Consider the following 22,126-nt stretch of genomic DNA (forward strand, 5'->3'; position numbering starts at 1 on the left):
AGCTGGTGACGGGCCGGGTGTGGAAGGGTACGGCGTTCGGCGGCGCCAAGGGGCGCACGGATGTGCCGAAGATCGTCGACTGGTACATGGAGAAGAAGATCAACATCGACGACCTGATCACGCATCTCTTGCCGCTGGAGCGCATCAACGAGGGGTTCGACCTGATGCATGAAGGCAAGTCGATCCGCGCCGTGGTGGCCTACACGTGACCGCGCCGACGCTTCGCAGCCGCCACCGATGCTACGCTGGCGAGGTCAGATTCTACGGGCACAAGTCGACGGAAGTCGGCGGCGAGATGCGGTTCGCCGTGTTCGTGCCGCCGCAGGCGGCACAGCGGCCCGTGCCGGTGCTGTTCTATCTCGCCGGCCTGACCTGCACGGAAGAAACCTTCATGATCAAGGCCGCAGCATTCGAGGCGGCGGTAGAGGCCGGGCTGATGCTGGTGGCTCCGGATACAAGTCCGCGCGACCGCCGCTATCCGGGCGATGATGAAAGCTGGGATTTCGGACTCGGCGCCGGCTTCTACCTTGATGCGACGGCAACGCCCTGGCGCGACGGCTACCGGATGCACGCCTATGTGACGCAGGAGCTGCCGGCGCTCGTGACGCAGCATCTGCCGGCGCGCCGTGACCGGCTGGGCATCTTCGGCCATTCCATGGGCGGACACGGGGCGCTGGTCGCGGCGCTGCGCCACGCCGGCCTTTATCGGTCGGTGTCGGCCTTCGCGCCGATCGCGGCGCCGTCGCGATGTCCGTGGGGCGAGAAGGCCTTCAGCCGCTATCTTGGGTCGGATCGTGGCGCCTGGGCAGCCTGGGATGCGACGGCCCTGGTCGAGGCGGGTGGGCGCTGCCCGCCGATCCTGATCGACCAGGGGATGGATGACCAGTTCCTCGAGCAGCAATTGCACCCGCATCTCTTCGAAGCCGCCTGCCGCAAGACGGGGCAGCCGCTCGTGCTGCGGCGCCACGACGGCTACGACCACGGCTACTACTTCATCTCGACCTTCATGGCCGACCACATCGGCCATCACGCCGCGGCGCTGAACGCCGCCTGAGCGCGAGAAGCTCGATGCCGCATCCGCGGCCATCGGGAGAAGTGAGACGGGAGGGACGCATGATCACGCTATACGACTTCGAGCTTTCCGGAAGCTGCTACAAGGTCAGGATGCTGCTGAACATCCTCGACGTTGCGTACGAGAAGGTGACGGTCGATTTCATCAACAAGGAGCACAAGTCCCCGAAATACACGCAGCTCAATCCGTTCGGCGAGATCCCCATCTTCAAGGATGGCGACCTGCTGCTGCGTGATGCCCAGGCGATCATGGTCTATATCGCCCGCAAGTACGACACGGCGAACTACTGGTATCCCAACGACGCCGAGGCGATGGGGCGGATCAATCAGTGGCTGTCGACCGGCGGCAACGAGGTGATGAGCGCGGCCGGCGCCCGCCTGGTCAAGATCCTCAACTACCCGCTCAACCTCGAAGCGCTGCAGGCCCGTGCCAACGCGACGTTCACGATCCTGAACGATCACCTCGCCGGCCGGCGCTTCCTGGAGCTCGACCACCCGACCATCGGCGACATCGCCTGCTTCCCCTACACGGCGATGGCCGGCGAGGGCGGCATCTCGCTCAGCCCCTATCCCAACATCCTGCGCTGGATCGACGGGATGAAACAGATTCCACGCTTCATCCCGATGCCGGGCATTGCGGCGCTGCCGGCTGCCGCGTGACGAGGAAAGCATCGTCGGATCGGTCGCTTCGCGAGCCTACGGCAACGGATTGTCGCGCGCATCCAGAAGCGGCACACCGTAGGCGCGCAGGATGTCGTTGATGGCACCCTGGTCGTCCTGGAGCAGCTGGTTGACGGTGTTCTTCCATTCGGCCTCGCCCGGACGCACGCCCATGGCGATGTGGAAGGACATGCGGGTCGACTTGGGCTCCTTCAGCAACGGCGACACCTGCATCGTGTCGCCGTGCTGGCGCGCAAAATATCCGCCGATCGGTCCCCACAGGATCGCCACGTCGAGCTGACCGGCCGCGAGGTCATCGATCATCTGCTTGCCCGGCGCCTCGGCCCGCGTGTCGACCTGCAGGTGGTAAGGCCGCACCCGTGCCATCAGCCCGCGCTGCGCCACGAGATCGGCCGGCGGCGTGCCGGCCGTGACTCCGATGCGCAAGGCGGCGAGCCTGGGATCGCCGATCGAGTCGATGCCGAGCGCGTCGGCGCGGCGCGTGACCATGACATAGCTGGAGCGATAGTAGGGATTGGTGCTCAGCACGAGCTCCGCGCCGCTCACGATGCCCGGCACCAGGTCGCAGCGGCGGGCACGCAGCGTGTTGCGCAGGAATCCGACGGAGTTCGGATACCAGGTGTATTGCAGCGGCACGCCCAGCTTGCGGGCCAGCAGCTCGGCGACCTTGTTCTCGAACCCGTCGCCCTTGTCGTTCGAGAAGGGCAGGCCGCTCGGGTCGGCGCACACCCGCAGCGCCGACCGGTCCGGCGTTTCAGCCGGCGTCTGCGACGATGCGTGTACGGTCAGGCACGACCATAGCAAGGCCGCGATCACCGGCCGCGCGATGGGGACGAAGATGCATTTCGCCACGGAACACCTAGTCGGTTCCCATGCAGTTCGCTTCGGCCTGTGCCGCCTCCTCCGACTTCTTTCCGTACTTGGCGGGCCGGCCGCGCCCGATCGCGCCATCGGAGCGCGCCTTGAGGTACGCGTAGATATCGTTGATGTAGCACATGACATTGCGGTCGGTGCCCAGCGCCGGCATCTTCTTCTCGCGGTCCTGCTTGCCGTTGACCACGACCTCCATGAACTGCTCCTGAGGCATGGTCTTCAGCGAGTCGGTCAGGTTGGGGCCGAAGCTGCTGCCCAGCCCGTCCGGCCCGTGGCAGACATGGCAGGAAGCATGGTAGCGCCGGTAGCCGTTGAACGTGGACCAATCGACCGTGCCGTCGGCGGCGATGCTGTAGGGCTTCTCCTCGTCGGCGGATGGCTTGTTTTCGGTCTGGGCGATAACCATCGATGATGTTGCGATCGCGATCAGGCTTGCTGCGACAAACGCAGAGGTGGAACGACGACAACTCATCCTGATCCTCTTTCGAGACAGGCGATCGGGGGGATGGCGCAGGAGCGGGGAGGCGACGCGCGGCCGCCTCCCCATGGCTGAGCTCAGTTCGGCAACGCGAACACTGTCAGGGCGCCGCCAAGCTGGGTGTACTGCGACAGCGCCTTGTAGGCGCCGACGGCGCCGAGGCCTTCGGTCTCGCCCGTCAACCCCGCGGCCATGCCGATGCCGGCCCAGCCGCCGATGCCCGACAGCACGGCGACATACTGCTTGCCGCCATGCGTGAAGGTGTTGACGTTGCCGATGATCCCGGACGGGGTCTTGAACCGGTACAGCTCCTTGCCGGTATCGGCATCGACCGCCTTGAGGTAGCCCTCCAGCGTGCCGTAGAACACCACGCCGCCGGCGGTGGCGAGCGCGCCGCTCCACACCGAGAACGGCTCGGGGATCGACCACTTGATCTTGCCCGTCGTGGCATCCCAGGCAATGAAGTTGCCGAGGTTGGTCTTGCCTTCCGGCGGGAACATGCTCAGCGTCGCGCCGACATAGGGCTGGCCGGCCGTATAGGCGACCTTGAACGGCTCGTAGTCCATGCAGACATGGTTGGTCGGCACGTAGAACAAGCCTGTCTTGGGCGAGAACGCGGCCGGCTGCTGGTCCTTGCTGCCCAGCGCCGCCGGGCAGATGCCCTTGGTGTTGACGTCCTGGCCGGATGCCTCGGTCGAGTATTTCTTGACGCGCTCGGGCAGGCCGGTCTTGAGGTCGACCTTCGTGGCCCAGTTGACCGCGGGGTCGAACTTCTCGGCGACAAGAAGCTCGCCGGTGGCGCGATCGAGCGTGTAGCCGAAGCCGTTGCGGTCGAAATGGACCAGCAGCTTGCGATCCTGGCCGCCGATCTTCTGGTTGGCCAAGATCATCTCGTTGACGCCGTCATAATCCCATTCGTCGTGCGGCGTCATCTGGTAGACCCACTTCGCCATGCCGGTGTCGGCATCGCGCGCGAAGATCGTCATCGACCACTTGTTGTCGCCGGGACGCTGGACCGGGTTCCAGGTGCTGGGATTGCCGGTGCCGTAGTAGACGAGGTTGAGCTCCGGATCATACGAGATCCAGCCCCACGTGGTGCCGCCGCCGATCTTCCACTGATCGCCTTGCCAGGTCGCGGTGCCGGAGTCCTTGCCCACCGGCTTGCCCAGCGCTGTGGTCTTCTGCGGGTCCATCAAGGTGTCTGAGTCGGGCCCCATCGACCAGCCGACCCAGGCCGGCTTGCCCGTCTTGATGTCGTAGGCCGTGACCTTGCCGCGCACCCCGAACTCGCCGCCGCTGTTGCCGATCAGGACCTTGCCCTTCACGACCAGCGGCGCCGACGTGCCCGTCTCGCCCGCGCTTGGATCACCGTCCTTGACCGACCATTCGACCTTGCCGGTCTTGGCGTCGAGGGCGACCAGGGTTGTGTCGGCCTGGTGCAGGAAGATCTTGCCTTCGCCGTAGGCGACGCCGCGGTTGACGGTGTCGCAGCACATCACCGGGATGACGTTGGGATCCTGCTTGGGCTCGTATTTCCAGACGATCTGCCCGCCGTTCTTCAGGTCGAGCGCGAAGACCGTGTTGGGGAACGGCGCGTGGACATACATCATGTCGCCGATCACCAGGGGGCCGCCTTCGTGGCCGCGCAGGACGCCGGTGGAGAACGTCCAGGCGACCTGCAGGTTCTTGACGTTGGTCTTGTTGATCTGCTCGAGCGCGCTGTAGCGCGTGTTGGCGTAGTCGCCGGCCGGCATGACCCACTGGTTCGGGTCCTTGGCAAGCTTCATCAGGTCATCGTTGGCGAAGACAACGGCCGGTTGCGACGTCAGGGCAACAGCCAGGGCACAAGCAGACACCGAAACGCATAGCTGTCTGGGCATTGCCTCTCCTCCCATTGGTTGGTCGTGAGCTGCTGCGGGTTCAACCCGAAATGCGATCGCACCTGTCTCGGCGTGCACGCCGCCATCGACAGGCGCTTTGCGGCTCGATCAGAACCCGGCGCAGGCGTAAGCGTTGATCTCGAGGCCTACTGCGATTTCCTCGATCCTCGGCTTTCTCCATGTTTTCATCGGAGTCTCCTCAGGGCCCGGTTGCACGCGCGCGCAACGGCCTGCGCCATGATGCCCGTTCCGTCAGCTAGTTGAATTCTACTTTGGGCCTATATCGAGCAGGCGCGGTGCAATCGCGACTGCGCCCGAAGCGACTAGTCGCTCGCCGCGCCGGCGCGGCACAATGGCAGCGCCGGATGGGGGCCAAGCCTGGTCAGGCTCTCTGACAGACCGCGGACATTGGGCGCCGTGGCGCGCAGCCACCAGTACTGCACGTCGTAGGCTTCGCGCTCGCGCGCCATCCAGGTTGCGCAGGTGATCGGCGTCGGGCTGGCGCCGCCGGCCTGCTGCAGGAAATGTGTCAGCTCGTGCACGAGGATGCTGGTGGCCGCGGCATCGACACCGACCTCGAGGCGCATGTCGAGCAGGATCTCTCCGCCCGTGGTGGTGAAGGCGAGGACCGGGCAGGGGCGCTGGCAGGCGCGTTGATCGAGCACCGCATGCGTCACGAAGCGCACGGTCGGCGGCTCACCGGGAATGGCGTATCCGGTGTAGCCGGCTATGGTCACGAGGAGCGACGCCACGAGCTGCGCCAGGGCTTGCGCGCCAATCATGATTGACCTCGCGATATCGGTCTGGTCTCATTAGCCGATCGAGCACAGTCTGACACGGTGGCATCAGTATGATCGCGTACCGTTTCGCGCTGAGCCTGACGGCTCTGACGATCGTCCTTCCAGTCGGCAGCGCCCGGGCAGGCGACTACCCGACACCGGTCATCGTCGATTACGTGATCGGCTGCATGGCCAGCAACGGCGAGACGCAGGACATGCTGCGACGCTGCTCCTGCAGCATCGACGCGATTGCCTCGATCATCCCCTATGAAACCTACGAGCAGGCCGAAACGATCATGCGGATGCAGCAGACCATGGGGGCGCAGGCGACGCTGTTCCGCAACACCAAGGCGCTGAAGGTGAAGGTGGACGAGCTGCGGCTGGCGCAGGTCGAGGCCGACTTCCGCTGCTTCTGATCCGGTGCCGGCTCTTCGACCTTAGTCGCATTTCCAGCCCAGCCGGCAGCACGGTATCGAGGACATCGCCCGCAGCACGGCGGTCATGGCTACCGGAGGAGTGGAGCATGAGCGTTGTCGCCAAAGTCGCGCTCGCGACAGCGCTGAGCCTGACCAGCGTCTCGGCGTCGGCATCGACCGCGTATGTCTCCAATGAGAAGAGCAACACGATCAGCGTCGTCGACCTTGACCGGCTGGAGGTGATCCAGACCGTGCGCGTCGGCGGGCGTCCGCGCGGCGTCACGCTGAGCAAGGACAAGAAGCTCCTCTATATCTGCACCAGCGACGCCAACCATGTGGAGGTTCTCGACCTGGCCAGCCTCAAGGTCGTGCGCACGCTGCCCAGCGGGCCTGATCCGGAGCTGTTCGTCCTGTCGCCGGACGGCAGGCGGCTCTACGTGGCGAACGAGAACAACAACATGGTGACGGTGCTCGACGTCGAGCGGGGCGCCATGGAGGCCGAGATACCGGTCGGGGTCGAGCCCGAGGGCATGGGCGTGAGCCCCGACGGCCACTGGCTGGTCAATACATCCGAGACGACCAGCATGGCGCATTTCATCGACACCAAGACGCTGGCGGTGTCCGGCAGCGTGCTGGTCGACAGCCGGCCACGCTTCGCCGAGTTCACGCCTGACGGCAAGCAGGTCTGGGTGTCGGCCGAGATCGGCGGCACCGTGAGCGTCATCGACGTCGCCACGCGCAAGGTCGTCCACAAGATCACGTTCGAGATCCCCGGTGTGCGCAAGCCGGCCATACAGCCGGTCGGCGTTCGCATCACCGCCGACGGCAAGACCGCCTTCGTCGCCCTCGGGCCCGCCAACCGTGTCGCCGTGGTCGACACCGCGACCTACAGAGTGGAGAGCTATCTGCTGGTCGGACAACGTGTCTGGCAGCTCGATTTCACGCCCGACCAGAAGCTGCTGGTGTCGACCAACGGCGCCTCCAACGACATCTCGGTGATCGATGTCGGGAAGCGCAAGGTCGTCAAGTCGATCACGGTCGGCGAGCTGCCCTGGGGCGTCGCGATCCGCTGACATGGAGGGCAGAGCATGATGCCGGTCGCACGTGCCGCCTGGGTTCTGTGGGTCGCCGGCGCCATGGCGCTTGCCTCTGCCGGTGCGGCGATGGGCCAACCGAAGGAAGCCGACTGGCCCTGCGTGCAGGTCCTGCAGCCGGAGCTCTCGGTGGGGGCCATGTGGAGCGGCCCCGATCCGGCGCAGGCCGCGACGACGTGGCGGGAGATGCCGGCCGTGATGGTTCTGGTGCAGCGCGTGGCGCCGCGACGGATGCCGGTGGACGAGGCGACGGCCGAGATCCGCCGCTTCCTGGCGGCCGTCAAGGATGATCGGCGGGGCACCGCCACACAGATCTTCGCGGGTCTGTTCGAGAGCCTGAACACGGAGCGCGGCACGATCATTCGCGGCATTCAGCGCTACGGCGCCCGCCAGTCGCTGCTGGCGGAAAGGATCGAGGCGGTGCGACGTGAGCTCGACGGGCTCGATCCAAAGACGACAGATGCCAAGGTGCGCGAACGGCGTGCCGATCTGGAAGCGCAGATGACATGGCGGGCGCGCATCTTCGACGACCGCGAGAAGCTGCTGCCGCTCGTCTGCGAGCAGCCGGCGGTGATCGAGCGCCGGCTGTTCGCGCTGTCGCGTGTCCTGTCAGAGGAGCTCGACAAGGGCGGTGGAAACTGATCCTTGCGCCCTTGCGGGCCGGCGGCGATGATCGCCGGGCGGCATGACATGCGAGGTGCTTTCGTGGCCACCGTCACCCTCAGCTTCGACAACGGTCCCGAGCCCGAGGTGACGCCGCAGGTTCTGGACGTGCTGGCGCGGCATCACCTGAAGGCCACCTTCTTCGTCATCGGGGAAAAACTGGCGGCGCCGGGCCGTCGGGCGCTCAGCGAGCGCGCCGCCATCGAGGGGCATTGGATCGGCAATCACACCTGGACGCATTCGGTTCCCCTGGGCCAGCGCGAGGACGGTGACGGCGCGATGGCCGAGATCGGCCGCACGCAGGCCGAGATCGGCGCCTTGTCACATCCCGATCGCTTGTTCCGGCCATTCGGCGGCGGCGGCAATATCGGACCGCTGCTGCTGAACCGGCGTGTCGTCGACCATTTGACGCGGGGAGAATTCAGCTGCGTGCTGTGGAACGCCATCCCGCGCGACTTCGCGGACCCCGATGGCTGGGTCGAGACCGCGCTCGGCCAGTGCGCCGCTCAGGATTGGACAGTCGTGGTGCTGCACGATCTGCCGAACGGCGCCATGCGCCATCTCGATGTGTTCCTGTCGCGGGCCAAGGATGCCGGCCACGATTTCCGGCAGGATTTCCCCGATGCCTGCGTGCCGATCCGACGCGGCGCGATCCGAGCGCCGATCGACGCCATCACGGCGTAGCCGAGCCTGTCATCCCTCGCGGCGCCATCATCCCGCGGGCGGCGCGATCCGCGTCAGCCGCGGCGCCAGCAGCGTGCGGAACAGGAGGCCGCCGCCCATCACGACCACGAAGATCCGGAACAGATGGTGGGTCGCGACCATGGCGATATCGGCATGGAGCGCCAGGCCCACGAGGCTCATCTCGGCGAAGCCGCCGGGCGCGTAGCTCAGGATGATGTCGTCGGTCGGCAGGCCGGTAAGCTTATGGCCAAGCCATGCGAAGGCCACGGCGAGCATGATCAGCAGCAGCGCCGACACCAGGCCGTAGCCGATGTCGCGCAGCACCTTGCGCAGCACGGCGCCGACGAAACGGCAGCCGATCGCCGAGCCGATCACCACCTGGGCCAGCGCCACCAGCTCGCCGGGCGGCCGCGAGGCTGTGACGCCCGTGAGATGGATGACGCCGCTCAGCAGCATCGGGCCGAACATCATCGCTGCCGGCATGCGGGCGCGCCGCGCCGTGAAGGCGCCGACCACGCCACACGCGATCAGGATAGCGACATCACCCAGGGTCAGGTCCGTCGCCCGGCTGCCGGCCTGGAACACCGAGCTCATGGTGCCGTACATCAGACGGTACCAGACCGGAATCGTGAGCACGACGGCCAGGATGCGCACGGCGTGCATCAGCGCGATCACCCGCTCGTTGGCGCCGTAGGCGGTGCCCAGCATGGTCATCTCATTGAGGCCGCCGGGCATGGCGCAGAAATACGCCGTGTTCGCTTCATAGCCGCCGATGCGGCGCAGCAGCGCATAGATCAGGCTGCCGCTCACGAGCGTGGCCACGATCAGCACGGCCATGGTGACCAGCCAGCGCGGCATCTGCTGCAGCATGTCAGGGGAGAAGCCGCTGCCCAGCAGCACGCCCAGGACCACCAGCATCACCTGGCGCAGCTTGTTGGGCACGCCGATCCGGGCGCCCGACATCGCCGCGATCGTGCAGGCGACGCCGGCGCCCATCATCCACGCCAGCGGCATGCGCAGGAGGAAGAAGCTCAGGCCGCCGGCCGCGCCGATCGCCAGCGCCAGCAGGACCGGCCGCCACCCGGCATGGCCGATGAAGCCGCGCGTGCCGCCGGTGGCCGCGGGCAGGTCCGGCGGCTCCGATCCGCCCGTGGCCGCGCGTTCGGCCGTGCTCACGGCTGGAACTGCTCCTTGAGGATGCGCTCCTCAAGGTGATGCTCGGGGTCGAACAGCAGGGTCAGGGTGTGGTTGCTGTCCTCCATGACGGTGACCTGCGCCACGTCCTGCACCTCGGTGAAGTCAGCCACGGCGCTGACCGGCCGGCGGGTCGGTTCCATGACGTCGAACGTGACCTGCACGCTGCGCGGCAGGATGGCGCCGCGCCAGCGCCGCGGCCGGAACGGGCTGATCGGGGTCAGGGCCAGCAGGCCGGCGCCCAAGGGCAGGATCGGGCCATGGGCCGACAGGTTGTAGGCGGTCGACCCGGCTGGCGTGGCGACCAGCACGCCGTCGCAGGCCAGCTCCTCCAGCCGCCGGTTGCCGTCGACCGAGATCGCGATCTTCGCGGTCTGGCGGGTCTGGCGCAGCAGCGACACCTCGTTGATGGCACGCGCCTCGGCTTTGCGGCCGCCCACCGTGGTCGCCTGCATGATCAGCGGATTGAGCGTCACCTGCTTGGCGTTGCGCAGGCGCTGCAGCAGGCCGGTTTCGCGATAGGTGTTGAGCAGGAAGCCCACCGTGCCGCGGTTCATGCCGAAGATCGGCGTGCCGTCGCGCATCAGGCGATGCAGGGTGTGCAGCATCAGCCCGTCGCCGCCCAGCGCGACCACGATGTCGGCACGCGCCACCGGCACGGACGCATAGCGTTGCCGCAGGCGCGTCAGGGCGGTGCGCGCATCCGGCGTCGGGCCGGCGACGAAAGCGATGCGCGGCGCGCTCATGGCAGGACCAGCGATGGCGGGAAAGCGGAGAATCGGTTCATGACGCGGCGCAGTATATCCGGGGGGCTGTGTCAGGCCAGCCAAGTCTCATTTTCAGGTTTCGTTTCGCAACGCGCACGCGATCGCCGTGCCAAAGGGATAGCGTCATGGCGCAAGGCACATGCGTGCCATATGCATGAGCGCCGGCGTCACAGCCGCGTGATGCGGGCGTGCAGGATGGCGGTGCGGCCGCCGCGCACCTGTTCCAGGCAGCGCCGGATGGCCGCCTCGACGGCCGCCGGGTCCTCGATGTGCTCGCCGTAGGCGCCGGCAGCTTCGGCCACCTTGGCGAAATCCGTCATCGGCGCCAGCTCGGCCTCGAAGTCGTTGGCCGCTTTCGCCTCGCCGTCGGGATACACCCGCAGCGTCGCTTCCTTGACGGCCGACCAGCCGCGGTTGTCGAGCACGACCGCGAAGATCGGCAGGCCATATTGCCGTGATACCGCCAGCATCGACTGCGGATTGCTGAAATAGAACGTGCCATCGCCCACGACCTGCACGATGGTGCGTTCGGGCAGCGCCAGCTTCAGGCCCAGCGCGACGCCGCCGGAGAAACCCAGGCCGCCGCCGGGCAGCCCGATCAGCGAACCGCCGCGTGTGCGTGGTATCTGCGCGAAGACGGCGGGCGCATTGCGGATCGCCTCGTTCAGCACGATGTCGTCGGCCCCCAGCGCATGGCCGATCGCCGCGCAGAGATAGTGGGGGTTGATCTGCCCGCTGCTGCCGGGTTCGGCTGCCAGCTTGTCGGCCGCCGCCAGCCGGGCATCGCGCTCTGCCGCGAGGCGCGTCACGCGCGCGGCGGCTGCCACGCGGAACGCCGCGCCGGCGCGGGCCTTCAGAACCTCGAGGAGCTGCGCCAGGATCCGGTAGCTGTCGCCCTGCACCCGCAGATGGCCGGGGAAGCCCCACATCGGAAAGCCGCGCTTCTCGGCGTCGACATCGATATGGGCCCACCAGGTCGCCGGATTCTCGGGTGTGTCGCGCGGGATCCAGGGGACATCGACATCCACCAGCAGGCCGACATCGGCCTCGGCCACGTGCCGTCCGGGCATGAAGCCGCCGAAGCACGGAGAATCGTGCGCGATGTTGAGATAAACCGGATTGAAGGCGATCACCCGGATCCCGGCGAAGCGGGCCAGGGTGTCGATGAGATCGGGCGTCGCCGGATTGCGGCCGGCATAGGCGGTGATCAGCAGCGGGTTGTGCGCCGCCAGCAGACGATCGGCGATGGCCTCGACGGTCTGCTGATCGACGCCGCGCGCGACCACGGGGCCGGCGCGATCGGCAGCATCGTTGGTGGCCTCGCTGTCGAGCCAGGTCTCCGCCAGCGTTTCGCGCGCGAACATCAGGTAGACCGGGCCCTTGGGGTCGCTGTGCATGACGGCGTGCGCGCGCCGCAGCGCCTGCCGTGCGATGACGCCTGACGGCAGGTTGTATTCCCACTTCACATAGGGGCGCACGACGCTCGCCTGGTCGAACGGCTCCTGCACGAAGTTCACATAGGAATCGCGTGAGCCGGGCAGCTCGCCGCGGGTCGTGTAGGGCGCGCGGCCGGCCATCAGCAGCACCGGCAGGCGGGCGCGGGAGAGGTTGTGCAGGCCCATCGCGGCGTTGGCGGTGCCGGCATCGACATGCACCAGCACGCCCTGGCCGCGGCCGGTGGCGACGGCATAGCCGGCCGCCATGTGCACCGCCGTATTCTCGTGCGGGCAGAGCACGGTCTTGGGCAGCGGCAAGCCGAGCCGCCGCCGCCGCGCCATCTCCTCGATCAGCGGCGCGTGGTCGGTGCCGAGGTTGCAGAACAGGTAATCGACGCCGATATCGTTCAGGCCCTCCAGGAGGTGGTGCGCCGTCGTCTGACGGGTTTCATTCGCGCTCATGTCGGGCCATGGCGGTCAGGGCGGCGACGGCCAGGGATGCTGCGCCGGTCGGCGCGCCTCATACCAGCGCGACAGCTGCAGCACGCCCAGGTCGTCGAAGCGGTGGCCCACGATCTGCAGGCCGATCGGCAGGCCGGCTTTGGTGTAGCCGCAATTGATCGAGGCAGCCGGCTGCTCGGACATGTTCCACAGCACGGTGAAGCCGACATGCTCCAGCGGCCGCGACGAGTCGTTGGTCGGGCAGGGCAGCTCGGCGGCGAAAGCCGGAATCGGCGCGGTCGGCGAGAGCACGTAGTCGTAAGGCGCGCAGGCGGCGGCAGCGAGCTTGCGCATCTCCATGACGCGGTTGAAGCCGCGGATCACGTCGACCGACGACAGCTGCAGCGCCTTGCGCGCCCAGCTGGCGATGAAGGGCAGGATCTTCACCCGTGTCTCGGGCGGCAGGCGCACGATGTCGTCCCAGGCCCGCGCGCGCCAGAAATTGTCCAGCCCGTCGAAGATCTCGCGTGCCAGGATCGGCTTCATGGCCGTCACCTTGGCGCCGGCCTTGGCGAACTGCTTCGCCGCCGCCTCGACGGCAGCCTGGATCTCGCCGTCCAGCGGCAGCCCGAAGCCGGCGTCGAGCTGCAGGCCGATCTTGAGGCCTTTGACGTCGCGCTCGAGCTTCGTCCACGCGATCCTGGCCGGCGGCAGGCTCATATGGTCGCGGGCGTCGGGCTGCGACAGCACGCTCATCAGCAGCGCCGCATCCTGCACCGTGCGCGTCATCGGGCCGGCGACGCGGCCGACATAGGGCGGGTCGATCGGGATGCGCCCCAGCGAGGGCTTCAGGCCGAAAATACCGCACCAGCCGGCCGGCAGGCGCACCGACCCGCCGATATCCGTGCCGATATGCAACGGGCCATAGCCGGCTGCCGCCGCGGCGCCGGCGCCGGAGCTGGAGCCGCCGGGGTTCTTCGACAGGTCCCACGGGTTGCGCGTGAGCGGATGGAAGCTCGAGAGGCCCGACGACAGCATGCCGTAGTCCGGCATCGTAGTCTTGGCCAGGATGATGGCCCCGGCCTCGCGCACGCGCGCCGTCGGCGGCGCGTCTGCGGCGGCAGGGACCAGCGTCGTGGCCGCCGTGCCCAGCGGCACCGGCACGCCCTTGCTGGCGATGTTCTCCTTGATGGTGATGGGCACGCCGTCGAGCGCGCCGGCCGGCTTGCCTTTCTTCCACCGCGCTGCCGATGCCTTGGCCGCTCGCCGCGCGCCCTCGAAATCAGCTGCGTAGAGGGCCTTCAGCGCCGGTTCCCAGGCGTTGATATGGGCAATCACGTCGTCGACGACGTCGACGGGCGACAATTTCTTCGACTTGTAGGCTTTGAGCAGGTCGAGGGCGGTCAGGTCGTGCGGTGCGGGCATCTGTCGCTGCGATGGCATATCGGGTGGCCAACTCTGGACCCCCGGCTGGGGGCGGTCCAGCGCTATCGGCGGGACAAGGATGTTGCCGTCGTCATGGAGTCTCGTTCACGGATGCAGTCGGCTGTCCGGATCGGCGCGCGATGAGCCAATGGTACATCGGCTGCAGCAGGGTCGGGGTCAGGTAGATCGGGAACTGGATGGCGGCGATGAAGAGGAAATAGTCGGGATCGGCGGTGGCCGGCAGCACGGCCAGCAGCAGCGCGTTGTTGCGGCTGCCCGCGCCGTAGCTGGCGGTGCAGGCGCGCTGGGCGCCGAACGGCCAGAACAGCAGGGTGGTGACGGCGATGAAGGCGAACGTGGCGACGAAGCCCCAGAAGACGAAGCCGGCCACCCGCCAGGGCTCGTTCACGAGATGGGCCAGCACCCCGTCCATGATCGGGACGGCGACGACCATCAGGGTGACGACCGCCAGACCGTCCAGGCGTGGCGCGGCATGCGGGGCACGCCGGAGCACGCCCCACCGCAGCAGCACGGCGAGCGCCGTGCCACCCAGCACCACCCCGCCCAAGCGCAGCGCGAACGCCGGAAAGCTGATCTTGAGGTCCATCCCGAACAGCAACAGCGCCAGCGGCGGCGCGGTCAGCGGCGTCAGCGCGGTTCCCACCAAGGCCAGGAAAAGCGCGATCGCACGGTCGAGCCCCAGCAGGCCGGCGACCGCCGGCATGGACGTCAGCGGCGGCAGGCAGGCCATCAACGCCAGGGCCAAGGCCAGGCCGGGGGCGATCGGCAGGTGCCGCAGCACCGGTGCCGCCATTGCCGGCACCACCACCATGGAGACCACCACCATGGCCAGCGGCAGCCACGGCCGGCGCAGCACGGCCAGGAAGGTGGGCCAGTGGGTGCGTGCCATGGCGATGCCGAGCAAGACCACCACCAGCGGCGCCACCAGCGGCTTGAGGGTGGCGGCGAGATCCTGCAGCATCAAGCCGAGCGCCAGCGACCACGGCAGGAACAACGTGGCCCGGCGCGACATCAGCAGCAGGATCCGATCGAGGAGGACAAGAAACGCGTTCACTGCCTGACGTTAGCATGCCCGTGCGGGAGCGCACGCCCGATGCGTTGAGGCCTCTTGCCGAGGAGCGCTCGAACGCATGCCGGCCGGCACTGTCCCGCAGGACACCCGGCCGGTCACGGCCGCCGCGCCGGGCCGCGCTACTCTGCGGCATGCCCGGCCGCCGTGCCCATCTCCTGGCCATTCCCGCGCTCGTCGCGGCGCTGACGCTGAGCGCCATCGGCACCAGTGAAGCGCAGGACGATACGGCCCCCGATTGCACGGCCCAGGTCGACGTCGAGATGTCCTCCGGGCGCGAAGACGTGCCCGCGGGACCGGTCCTTGCGGTGGCGGTTGCCTGCCGCTCGGCCGGCACGGTGCGGTTCTTCGGTGACGGCGCCGGCACTGCGGCGCTGATGAAGGATGTCCGCGACGGTGCCGACCAGGCGGTGACCCGCGACGGGGGTGCCTGGCAGGTGCCGCCGCGGGAGGGCGTGGCGGAGCTGCGCTATCGCCTGGACCTCGGCATCATCGGGCGCGCGATCAGCAGCGTCGGTGTTGCCGTCGCCCGTGGCGGGGGGGTGCTGGCCATCGCGTCTGCCTGGCTGGTCGAGCCGCAGCTGGCCGGCGTGGCGGCACCGTCGATCGATATCACGGTAAAGACGCCGGCCGACACGATCTTCCTGGCTGGCTTGCCGCAACGCGACGGTGTCTGGCGCCTGCGCGGCACGACGGTGCGTGCCGTCGGCTATACGCTGTTCGGTCGCCTGCAGACAGCGCGCGTGATCGTGCCGCCGCCGGCCGGCACGCCTGCCGGGGAAGAGGCCGTCATCGACGTGGCGATCCTGGACGGCGACATCGCGGTGTCGCGCCAGGATCTCGTCGAATGGGTGCGGCGCACCGCGCTGGTGGCCGCCGGCTATTGGCAGGGGTTCACCAACCGCTCGATGCTGGTGGTGCTGCTGCCTTCCGCCGAGCGCCGCGGCGTGGGCTACGGCCGCATCGTCTCTGGAGGCGGCGCCACCGTCCTGGTGCAGGTCGGCGAGCGCTCCAGCCTCGCCGACCTGCAGAACGACTGGGTGCTGCCGCACGCGCTCGTGCGCTCAGGTATGCCGTTTCTGCTGGGCGACGCCGCCTGGTTCATGGAAGGCGCGGCAACCTATGTCGAGCCCATCATGCGCGCCCGTGCCGGCTGGAAAGCCGAAGCCGAGGTCTGGCGCGAGTGGATCGAGAAATTGCCCCGCGGCCTGCCGGCGCTCGACTCGGGCATGGCCGGCGGCAGCGCCTATTGGGGTGGCGCATTGTTCTTCCTGCTGGCCGATATCGAGCTGCGTCGCGCCACGTCAGGCGCGAAGGGGATCGAGGACTGCCTGCGCGGCGCGCGCCGTATCGGCGGCCCCGGGACGCCGACCGAACGCTGGACGCTGGACATGTATGTCGAGCGTTGCGACAGGGCGCTGGGTGCGCCGCTGATGGCCGGGGTCATGGCGCGCTATGTCGGCACGGCCCGGCAGGTCGACCTGGAGGCGTTGTGGCGCGATCTCGGCGTCCGGGTCGACGGCGCGACGGTCGCGCTCGATGACACCGCGCCGCTGGCGGCGATCCGCAAGGTGATCGTCAATGGTCCGCCGGGGCAGGCCTCCGTGAAGGTGCCGCCGCTCGCGAACTGAGGCGCATCGCTGGTGGCGCGCGGCCGGTGGATTTGCTTTACCGTGGCCGCATGCAGAGCGCGATGCTTGAAGATCTCACATGGGTCGAGGCCAAGGCGGCCATCGACGCCGGCATGCCGGTGGTGATCCCGATCGGTGCGGGCGCCGAGGCGCACGGCCCGCATCTGCCGTTGCGCACCGACGCCACCATCGCGGCGGGATTGGCGCGGCGGGTCGCCGAGCGCGTGCCCGTCCTGGTCGCGCCCCTGGTGCCGTTCGGCCACGACCCGGCGTTCGTTCGTTTTGCCGGCAGCCAGAGCCTCTCGGCTGCCACCTTCGCCGCCCTCATGCGCGAGCTCTGCGCCGGCTTCGTGGCCCAGGGGGCCTCACGCATCGCGCTTCTCAATACAGGCCGCTCGAGCGAGGCGCCGATCAACGCGGTCCTGGGCGAGCTGCATGCCGCCGGCACCGCGCGGGTCGTGGCCGCCCATCTGAGCTTCCTGGGGTGTGCCGCCGACTCGTGGCTCGGCGATCGTGACCGCGGCCATGCCGGCGAGGGTGAGACCTCGATGATGCTGGCTCTGGACAGCCGCGCCGTTCGGCTGGACCGGCTGCCCGATCGTGTCGCCAATCGCGATGCCGGCGTCAGGGCCATGCCGCCGGGGCTGGCGCGTCCCGCCGTCCTGTCATGGTCGCCGGGCCTGGGGGACGCCGACGAGTTCAGTCCCACCGGGGCGTTCGGCGATGCCACGCGTGCCACGGCCTACAAGGGCCAGAAGGTGCTGGAGGCGATCGTCGACGATATCGTGGCCGGCTTGCGGCACGCCTTCGCCGCCGCGCCCGGCTTCGCACCGCCGGCCGCCGGCGGCGATCAGTCGGCGGCGCGGTAGCGTTCGACCAGCGCCAGGGCCTCGACGATCCGGCGCAGGGACAGCGGCTTCCAGAGGACCGACAACGCGCCCTCGGCCGTGGCGCGCTCGACGTCGCCGTCGTCGGACTGGCCCGTCATGAGCAGGGTGGTCGGCCGTGGCGGCCGTGTCCGGTTGCAGGCCCGCAGGACATCCAGTCCGCTGCCCTGCGGCATCTTCATGTCGGTCAGCACGACATCGAAGGGCGGGGCGGTGTCCAGCGTGCGCGCGGCTTCCTCGACGCTGCCGGCTGGTACCGGCTCGTGGCCGCGGCGGCGCAGGAAGTCGCAGACCTCGTCGACAATGCAGGACTCGTCGTCGACGATCAGGATGCGCATGGCAGCGCTCATGGCCGGCGGGTCAGCCGTTGCCGGCAGCTCGAACGGGGCTCGACACGACACGCTCGACAAAGCTCGCGAGCATCTTCAGCGGCACTGGCTTGTGGATGACCGCGAACGCGCCGGAATGCTGCACGTTGGCGGCGCGCACCATCTCGCTGTCGCCCGACATCAGGATGATCTTGGTCGGGGTCCCGTGGGCCGTGGCCGTCTGTGTCATCCGGATGCCGTTGACCTCCGGCATGGAGATATCGGAAATCACCACCCGCGGCATGCGGGTCTCCATGATGTGGAGAGCGCTGGCGGCATCATTGGCTTCCACGACATCGAATCCGCGCCGGTGAAGATACTCGGCGATCTCCAGGCATTGTGAAGGGTCGTCGTCAACGACAAGGACGTCCGGCCGTGATGTCATGATAATATGACTCCTACCCGCCCAATACGTGCATGGCGGCGAAAAAAATCAATGAATTCTATCGTATGCATCTATAATATGAAGTCACCTGTCAGATCAATCGGCTCCATATTGGATTGGTCGGCAACCGGAAGTATATATTTACACTGTATGTGTATTTTCTTTCTGATTAGATGTTATGTATGTGGACAAAACGGTATTGAAAACAAGGTCATTACATCGCGCTCTTGCGAGCGGCGCCGCGCGGCCCGCGGCTGGATCGGTTGACGCTAGGACAAAGGGTATGGCCGCAAGTGTCTGGTACGCCCTGGCTGATCGGATTGCTTCCGGCGGGCTGATGCCGGTGGTGATGGGAGGCTAGGTCTCATGTCGACCTACACCGGCCTGGACCTGATCCGCCGACGGCTGCCTTCGGTGCGGCGCCTGCGCAGCATCGGCCGCAGCTTGTTCATCGCCTTCGCCGTCGTGTGCGGCATCGCCGGGCTGCTGGCAGCCGCAGGCCACCTGCCGACTGTTCCCGTCGAGGCGACCACGACCTACGTCGCGGTCCTGCTGTCGATCTCCATCGCCTGTCTGCTGGTGATGCTGTGGTGGAGCGATCGCCAGGGGCATCGCATGACCGAGCGCGTGATCGAGATCGAAAAGGCGCGCCGCTGGTCGGACCGGCGGCTGTCGGAGATCATCGAGGCGTCCTCCGAGGGTATTGTCGTCTACGACGCCAACGATCGCCTCGTGCTGTGCAACGCCAAGTTCCGCGACACGCTGACCGCGAACGGCGGCGCCCTGCGCTATGGGGCGCTCTACGAGGACAATCTGCGCCAGAGCATGCGGTTGGGGGTGTACACCGGTATTGAGGATCCCGACGCCTGGATCGCCCGGCGCAAGGCATCGCTGCGCAAGCCCGGTGTGATCGAGTCCGTGCGCCTGGCAAACGGGACATGGCTGCGCATCTCCAACCAGGTCCTGTCGGACGGCAGCGTCGTGGGCATGCGCACCGATGTGACCGACCTCAAGCATCGCGAGCTCGAGCTGGCCAATCGCGAAGCGCGGCTCAGCCGGTTGTTTGGCTCGCTGGCCGACGTCGTTCTCGAGCTGTCGGCCAACGGCGTGATCACGCAGGCGAGCCCGGCCGCACGGCAGCTGCTGGGGTTCGAGGCGGCCGATCTGGAAGGCATGCGCCTGGACGATCTGTTCCCAGCCGAGAACCGCGCGCAGCTCAACGAGCTGCGGCGGCGCCTGCACGAAGGGGCCGTGCAGTCGGAAGCGGTCATCCTCTACACCAAGCCGACCGGCGAGACGATCCACGCCGAGGTCCGTCTTTGGCTTTCCGACCGCTCGACCGGCGAGCAGATCGTCACGGGAACGATCCGCGACGTCGACGATCGCGAGAAGGCCGCGGCGCTGGCCCAGCGCGAGGCGGCGCTGGTCAGCGCCATCGCCAATGCGTCCGGCGCCTACATGCTGGTGCTCGACAACACTGGCCAGCTCGTCCGTGCCAACGCCGCGTTCGAGGACCTCATCGGCATGGACAACAGCCAGATGAGCGGCAGCCTGCTGTCGGCCAACCGCAAGACGCGGTCGCTGGCGGCGATCGTCGAGCCGGCGATCCGCGACGGCGGCGTCGAGGATTTTCCGTTCGAGTTCGACGTTGCCCTGGCCGACCGCCGGGATGCCAAGCACACCGTCAGGTTCGCGGCCAACGCCGTGCCCGAGGCCAACGGCAGCCTGCGCTATGCCGTGCTGGTCGGCATCGACGACACGGCGCGCCGCAACGCCGAGACGGCGCTTTTCGAGGCGTCGAAGCTGTCGAAGCTGGGCCAGATGGCCGCGGCGATGGCGCACGAGCTGAACCAGCCGCTGGCCGTGATCCGCATGGCGGCCGAGAATGCGATCGACGAGCTCGAGCTGGAGCCGCTGCAGGACGCCGGCATGGCCGATTTCCTGCAGTCGAAGCTGAAGCGCATCGCCGATCAGACCGACCGCGCCTCCAAGGTCATCAACCAGCTGCGCGCGCACGCCCGCAAGGGCGACGACCATCCGGCGCCGTTCGACGTGCCGGAGGCGGTGCAAAGCGCGCTGGACCTGGTGGGCGAGCAGCTCAAGCTCGACGGTGTGCAGATCGCGGTCAGCAGCCAGCCCTGCCCGCAGGCGCTCGGACACCGCTCGCGCTTCGAGCAGGTCGTCATCAACCTCATGACCAACGCGCGCGATGCCATCAAGATGACGCCGCCGGAGCAGCGTGACCACCAGCCCGGCCGGATCGAGGTGACCATCCTCGCCAGCGAGGACAGGAAGCGAGTTCACATGTCGGTTCGCGACAACGGGCCCGGGATCCCCGAGCACGCGCTCGATCGGCTGTTCGAGCCGTTCTTCACCACCAAGCCCAAGGGACAGGGCACCGGGCTGGGCCTCTCGATCTGCCACGGCATCGTCGCCGAGATGTCGGGCACCATGTCGGCGCGCAATCATCCCGACGGCGGGGCCATGTTCGAGATCGACCTGCCGGCATCGGCGGGCCGGCTGTCGGTGAACGAGCGCCAGGTGGCGCCGGCGGCCTGAGGGACGCGCCGCCGCTATCGGCCCTCCGGCCTCTGCAGCTGCCAGCACTGGATGAGGCCGACATTGCGGCCGTCGACCGGGTCGATCGGCTTGAAGCCTTTGCGGCTCTCGCCCGAAAGCGCCTGGTAGAAGCTGTTGCTCACCAGCACGTCGCTGGGGCCTGCCGCCGCCATCAGCCGTGCCGTCATGTTGAGCGCATCGCCGATGAAGCCGTGATGCGCCGTGGAGAAGGCCCGCAGCGGCATGAGGCTCACATCGCCCATGGCGATGCCGATATGGACGCCACGCGATTTCTGCACCCGGTCGATGCGGCTCTGCCAATGCTCGGAGACCGAGTTGCCGATGTCGATCAGCCGGCGGGCGCAGCGCAGCGCGTCGTCGGCGTACCCTGGCCGACGGTCGGGGAACCCGAACAGACCGATGGCCTCATCGCCGACGAACTTGTCCAGCATGCCGCCGGTCTCGACGATGGCCTGGCGCGCCTGCGAATAGAAGGCGGTCAGCGACTGGCGCACCAGGGCCTCATCGCGAGTGTCGCGCACGTAGCTGGAAAAAGCGCAGATATCGGCCATGACCACGGCCACGCCGCGGTAGATGCCGGCGCGCAGGACATCCTGCGGGCCGCGATCGCGTCCCAGCCGCCGCAGGCTCCAGGAGCTGAAATGCCACAGCAGCGTCGGCGCCAGGTAGTCGTCGGCGCCGGCGAACGCGGCGCGCCATTCGGCCCGCACGATCGAGTCACGGATGGCGCGGATGTTGCCGCGGCTGAGCGCTGCGATATGCAGGCCGAACGACTCCTCGATGCGGCGGCACACCTCGGCCTCGCCCCAGATCTCGACCGCCAGAGTCGGGCACAGGCGCTGGCGCAGCGCGGCATCCAGCACCGTGCGCGCCGCGCCGTCGGCGTGATCGGTGACCACCACCAGCCGCTGGCATTTCCGGTCGGGGTTGGTCGCATACTTTCGCGCCAGGCGCTCGACGGTCTCGTCGGCGTCGTACCCCCATTTGACCTCGACGAAATAAGGGGCCTGGGCCGCCGGCGCGACGCGGATGTCAGCGAACAAGCCAGGTGATCCCAGCCGCACCTCCCGGATCGTCTCGACGCTTTCAGGCGTCAGCCCGTCGCGCTCGACATGGTGGACGCGCACCAGCTCGCAGCAGATCTCCTCGAGGAACAGCCGCAGCTCGCCGGCGCTGGCTGGCGCGGAAGCGTCGGGTACGGGCGGCGCGGCAACCGCCCGCGCCGGCGGTGCTCCATGCTTGACGGACATGCGGCTCCTGTCTTCGTCCGAGCGAGGGACGATGGCATAGATGCGCCGCGGTG

The 22,126-nt window shown here is 68.0% G+C and carries 22 protein-coding genes and 1 pseudogene; 10 read left to right on the top strand and 13 right to left on the bottom strand.

The window, feature by feature from the left end:
• From FHP25_RS11580 to FHP25_RS11590, 3 genes and pseudogenes are all read left to right on the top strand, one after another.
• Positions 1–209: pseudogene (locus tag FHP25_RS11580) on the top strand (S-(hydroxymethyl)glutathione dehydrogenase); the annotation flags it as partial.
• Positions 206–1,054: an S-formylglutathione hydrolase gene (fghA, locus tag FHP25_RS11585; RefSeq protein WP_147847094.1), complete on the top strand. Its 849-nt coding sequence runs from the start codon at positions 206–208 to the stop codon at positions 1,052–1,054. The pseudogene FHP25_RS11580 and the gene fghA, both read left to right, overlap by 4 nt.
• A gap of 59 nt (positions 1,055–1,113) precedes the next feature.
• A complete protein-coding gene (locus tag FHP25_RS11590) occupies positions 1,114–1,731 on the top strand; it encodes a glutathione S-transferase family protein (protein WP_147847095.1) in 618 nt (205 codons plus the stop codon).
• Between the two features lie 36 nt (positions 1,732–1,767).
• Here FHP25_RS11590 and FHP25_RS11595 read toward each other — a convergent pair whose 3' ends face one another.
• From FHP25_RS11595 to FHP25_RS11615, 5 genes are all read right to left on the bottom strand, one after another.
• Entirely contained in the window at positions 1,768–2,604 is an 837-nt protein-coding gene (locus tag FHP25_RS11595; protein ID WP_178133466.1) for a substrate-binding domain-containing protein, read from the bottom strand.
• A gap of 7 nt (positions 2,605–2,611) precedes the next feature.
• On the bottom strand, positions 2,612–3,031 hold the full coding sequence (locus FHP25_RS11600) for a c-type cytochrome, methanol metabolism-related (RefSeq protein ID WP_231712300.1): 420 nt from the start codon (positions 3,029–3,031) through the stop codon (positions 2,612–2,614).
• Positions 3,032–3,180: 149 nt separating this feature from the next.
• Positions 3,181–4,983: a methanol/ethanol family PQQ-dependent dehydrogenase gene (locus FHP25_RS11605; protein WP_147847098.1), complete on the bottom strand. Its 1,803-nt coding sequence runs from the start codon at positions 4,981–4,983 to the stop codon at positions 3,181–3,183.
• 108 nt (positions 4,984–5,091) lie between these two features.
• A complete protein-coding gene (gene pqqA, locus FHP25_RS42600) occupies positions 5,092–5,172 on the bottom strand; it encodes a pyrroloquinoline quinone precursor peptide PqqA (protein ID WP_147847253.1) in 81 nt (26 codons plus the stop codon).
• 134 nt (positions 5,173–5,306) lie between these two features.
• A complete protein-coding gene (locus tag FHP25_RS11615) occupies positions 5,307–5,765 on the bottom strand; it encodes a hypothetical protein (protein ID WP_147847099.1) in 459 nt (152 codons plus the stop codon).
• A gap of 68 nt (positions 5,766–5,833) precedes the next feature.
• On the opposite strand from FHP25_RS11615, the gene FHP25_RS11620 reads away from it, so the two are divergent.
• From FHP25_RS11620 to FHP25_RS11635, 4 genes are all read left to right on the top strand, one after another.
• Positions 5,834–6,178, top strand: coding sequence for a hypothetical protein (locus FHP25_RS11620; RefSeq protein ID WP_218578337.1), 345 nt, complete (start codon positions 5,834–5,836; stop codon positions 6,176–6,178).
• Positions 6,179–6,285: 107 nt separating this feature from the next.
• On the top strand, positions 6,286–7,251 hold the full coding sequence (locus tag FHP25_RS11625) for a PQQ-dependent catabolism-associated beta-propeller protein (RefSeq protein ID WP_147847100.1): 966 nt from the start codon (positions 6,286–6,288) through the stop codon (positions 7,249–7,251).
• A gap of 15 nt (positions 7,252–7,266) precedes the next feature.
• Complete coding sequence (locus FHP25_RS11630; protein WP_147847101.1) at positions 7,267–7,914, top strand: hypothetical protein; 648 nt, start codon at positions 7,267–7,269, stop codon at positions 7,912–7,914.
• Positions 7,915–7,977: 63 nt separating this feature from the next.
• Positions 7,978–8,619 (top strand): polysaccharide deacetylase family protein, encoded by a 642-nt coding sequence (locus FHP25_RS11635; protein ID WP_147847102.1) that lies wholly within the window; start codon positions 7,978–7,980, stop codon positions 8,617–8,619.
• A 27-nt stretch (positions 8,620–8,646) separates the two neighbouring features.
• Here the strand turns inward: FHP25_RS11635 and FHP25_RS11640 are convergent, their stop codons facing one another.
• The 5 genes from FHP25_RS11640 to FHP25_RS11660 all read right to left on the bottom strand — a co-directional run bounded on the left by FHP25_RS11640 (position 8,647) and on the right by FHP25_RS11660 (position 14,915).
• The gene (locus FHP25_RS11640) at positions 8,647–9,795 is read right to left on the bottom strand and encodes an AbrB family transcriptional regulator (RefSeq protein ID WP_147847103.1); all 1,149 of its coding nucleotides are present in this window, start codon (positions 9,793–9,795) and stop codon (positions 8,647–8,649) included.
• Positions 9,792–10,559 (bottom strand): NAD kinase, encoded by a 768-nt coding sequence (locus tag FHP25_RS11645; protein WP_147847104.1) that lies wholly within the window; start codon positions 10,557–10,559, stop codon positions 9,792–9,794. The genes FHP25_RS11640 and FHP25_RS11645 overlap by 4 nt, the downstream gene beginning before the upstream one ends.
• A 188-nt stretch (positions 10,560–10,747) precedes the next feature.
• Entirely contained in the window at positions 10,748–12,478 is a 1,731-nt protein-coding gene (locus tag FHP25_RS11650; protein ID WP_147847105.1) for a thiamine pyrophosphate-requiring protein, read from the bottom strand.
• A gap of 15 nt (positions 12,479–12,493) precedes the next feature.
• Entirely contained in the window at positions 12,494–13,882 is a 1,389-nt protein-coding gene (locus FHP25_RS11655; protein ID WP_147847106.1) for an amidase, read from the bottom strand.
• A 91-nt stretch (positions 13,883–13,973) separates the two neighbouring features.
• Positions 13,974–14,915: a hypothetical protein gene (locus FHP25_RS11660; RefSeq protein ID WP_178133467.1), complete on the bottom strand. Its 942-nt coding sequence runs from the start codon at positions 14,913–14,915 to the stop codon at positions 13,974–13,976.
• Positions 14,916–15,106: 191 nt separating this feature from the next.
• On the opposite strand from FHP25_RS11660, the gene FHP25_RS11665 reads away from it, so the two are divergent.
• Together FHP25_RS11665 and FHP25_RS11670 are read left to right on the top strand one after the other, a co-directional pair.
• The gene (locus tag FHP25_RS11665; protein ID WP_147847108.1) at positions 15,107–16,603 is read left to right on the top strand and encodes a hypothetical protein; all 1,497 of its coding nucleotides are present in this window, start codon (positions 15,107–15,109) and stop codon (positions 16,601–16,603) included.
• 62 nt (positions 16,604–16,665) lie between these two features.
• Positions 16,666–17,472, top strand: coding sequence for a creatininase family protein (locus tag FHP25_RS11670; protein ID WP_178133468.1), 807 nt, complete (start codon positions 16,666–16,668; stop codon positions 17,470–17,472).
• Here the strand turns inward: FHP25_RS11670 and FHP25_RS11675 are convergent.
• Both FHP25_RS11675 and FHP25_RS11680 read right to left on the bottom strand, forming a co-directional pair.
• A complete protein-coding gene (locus FHP25_RS11675; protein ID WP_178133469.1) occupies positions 17,454–17,828 on the bottom strand; it encodes a response regulator in 375 nt (124 codons plus the stop codon). The genes FHP25_RS11670 and FHP25_RS11675 overlap by 19 nt on opposite strands.
• Positions 17,829–17,850: 22 nt before the next feature.
• A complete protein-coding gene (locus tag FHP25_RS11680; protein ID WP_147847111.1) occupies positions 17,851–18,243 on the bottom strand; it encodes a response regulator in 393 nt (130 codons plus the stop codon).
• Positions 18,244–18,609: 366 nt separating this feature from the next.
• Between FHP25_RS11680 and FHP25_RS11685 the strand changes: the two genes are divergently transcribed.
• Positions 18,610–20,802 (top strand): PAS domain-containing sensor histidine kinase, encoded by a 2,193-nt coding sequence (locus tag FHP25_RS11685; RefSeq protein ID WP_147847112.1) that lies wholly within the window; start codon positions 18,610–18,612, stop codon positions 20,800–20,802.
• Positions 20,803–20,816: 14 nt separating this feature from the next.
• Here FHP25_RS11685 and FHP25_RS11690 read toward each other — a convergent pair whose 3' ends face one another.
• A complete protein-coding gene (locus FHP25_RS11690; protein WP_147847113.1) occupies positions 20,817–22,073 on the bottom strand; it encodes an adenylate/guanylate cyclase domain-containing protein in 1,257 nt (418 codons plus the stop codon).
• Positions 22,074–22,126 lie beyond the last annotated feature (53 nt).

This window comes from Vineibacter terrae, from assembly GCF_008039615.1.
Taxonomy (GTDB): domain Bacteria; phylum Pseudomonadota; class Alphaproteobacteria; order Reyranellales; family Reyranellaceae; genus Vineibacter; species Vineibacter terrae.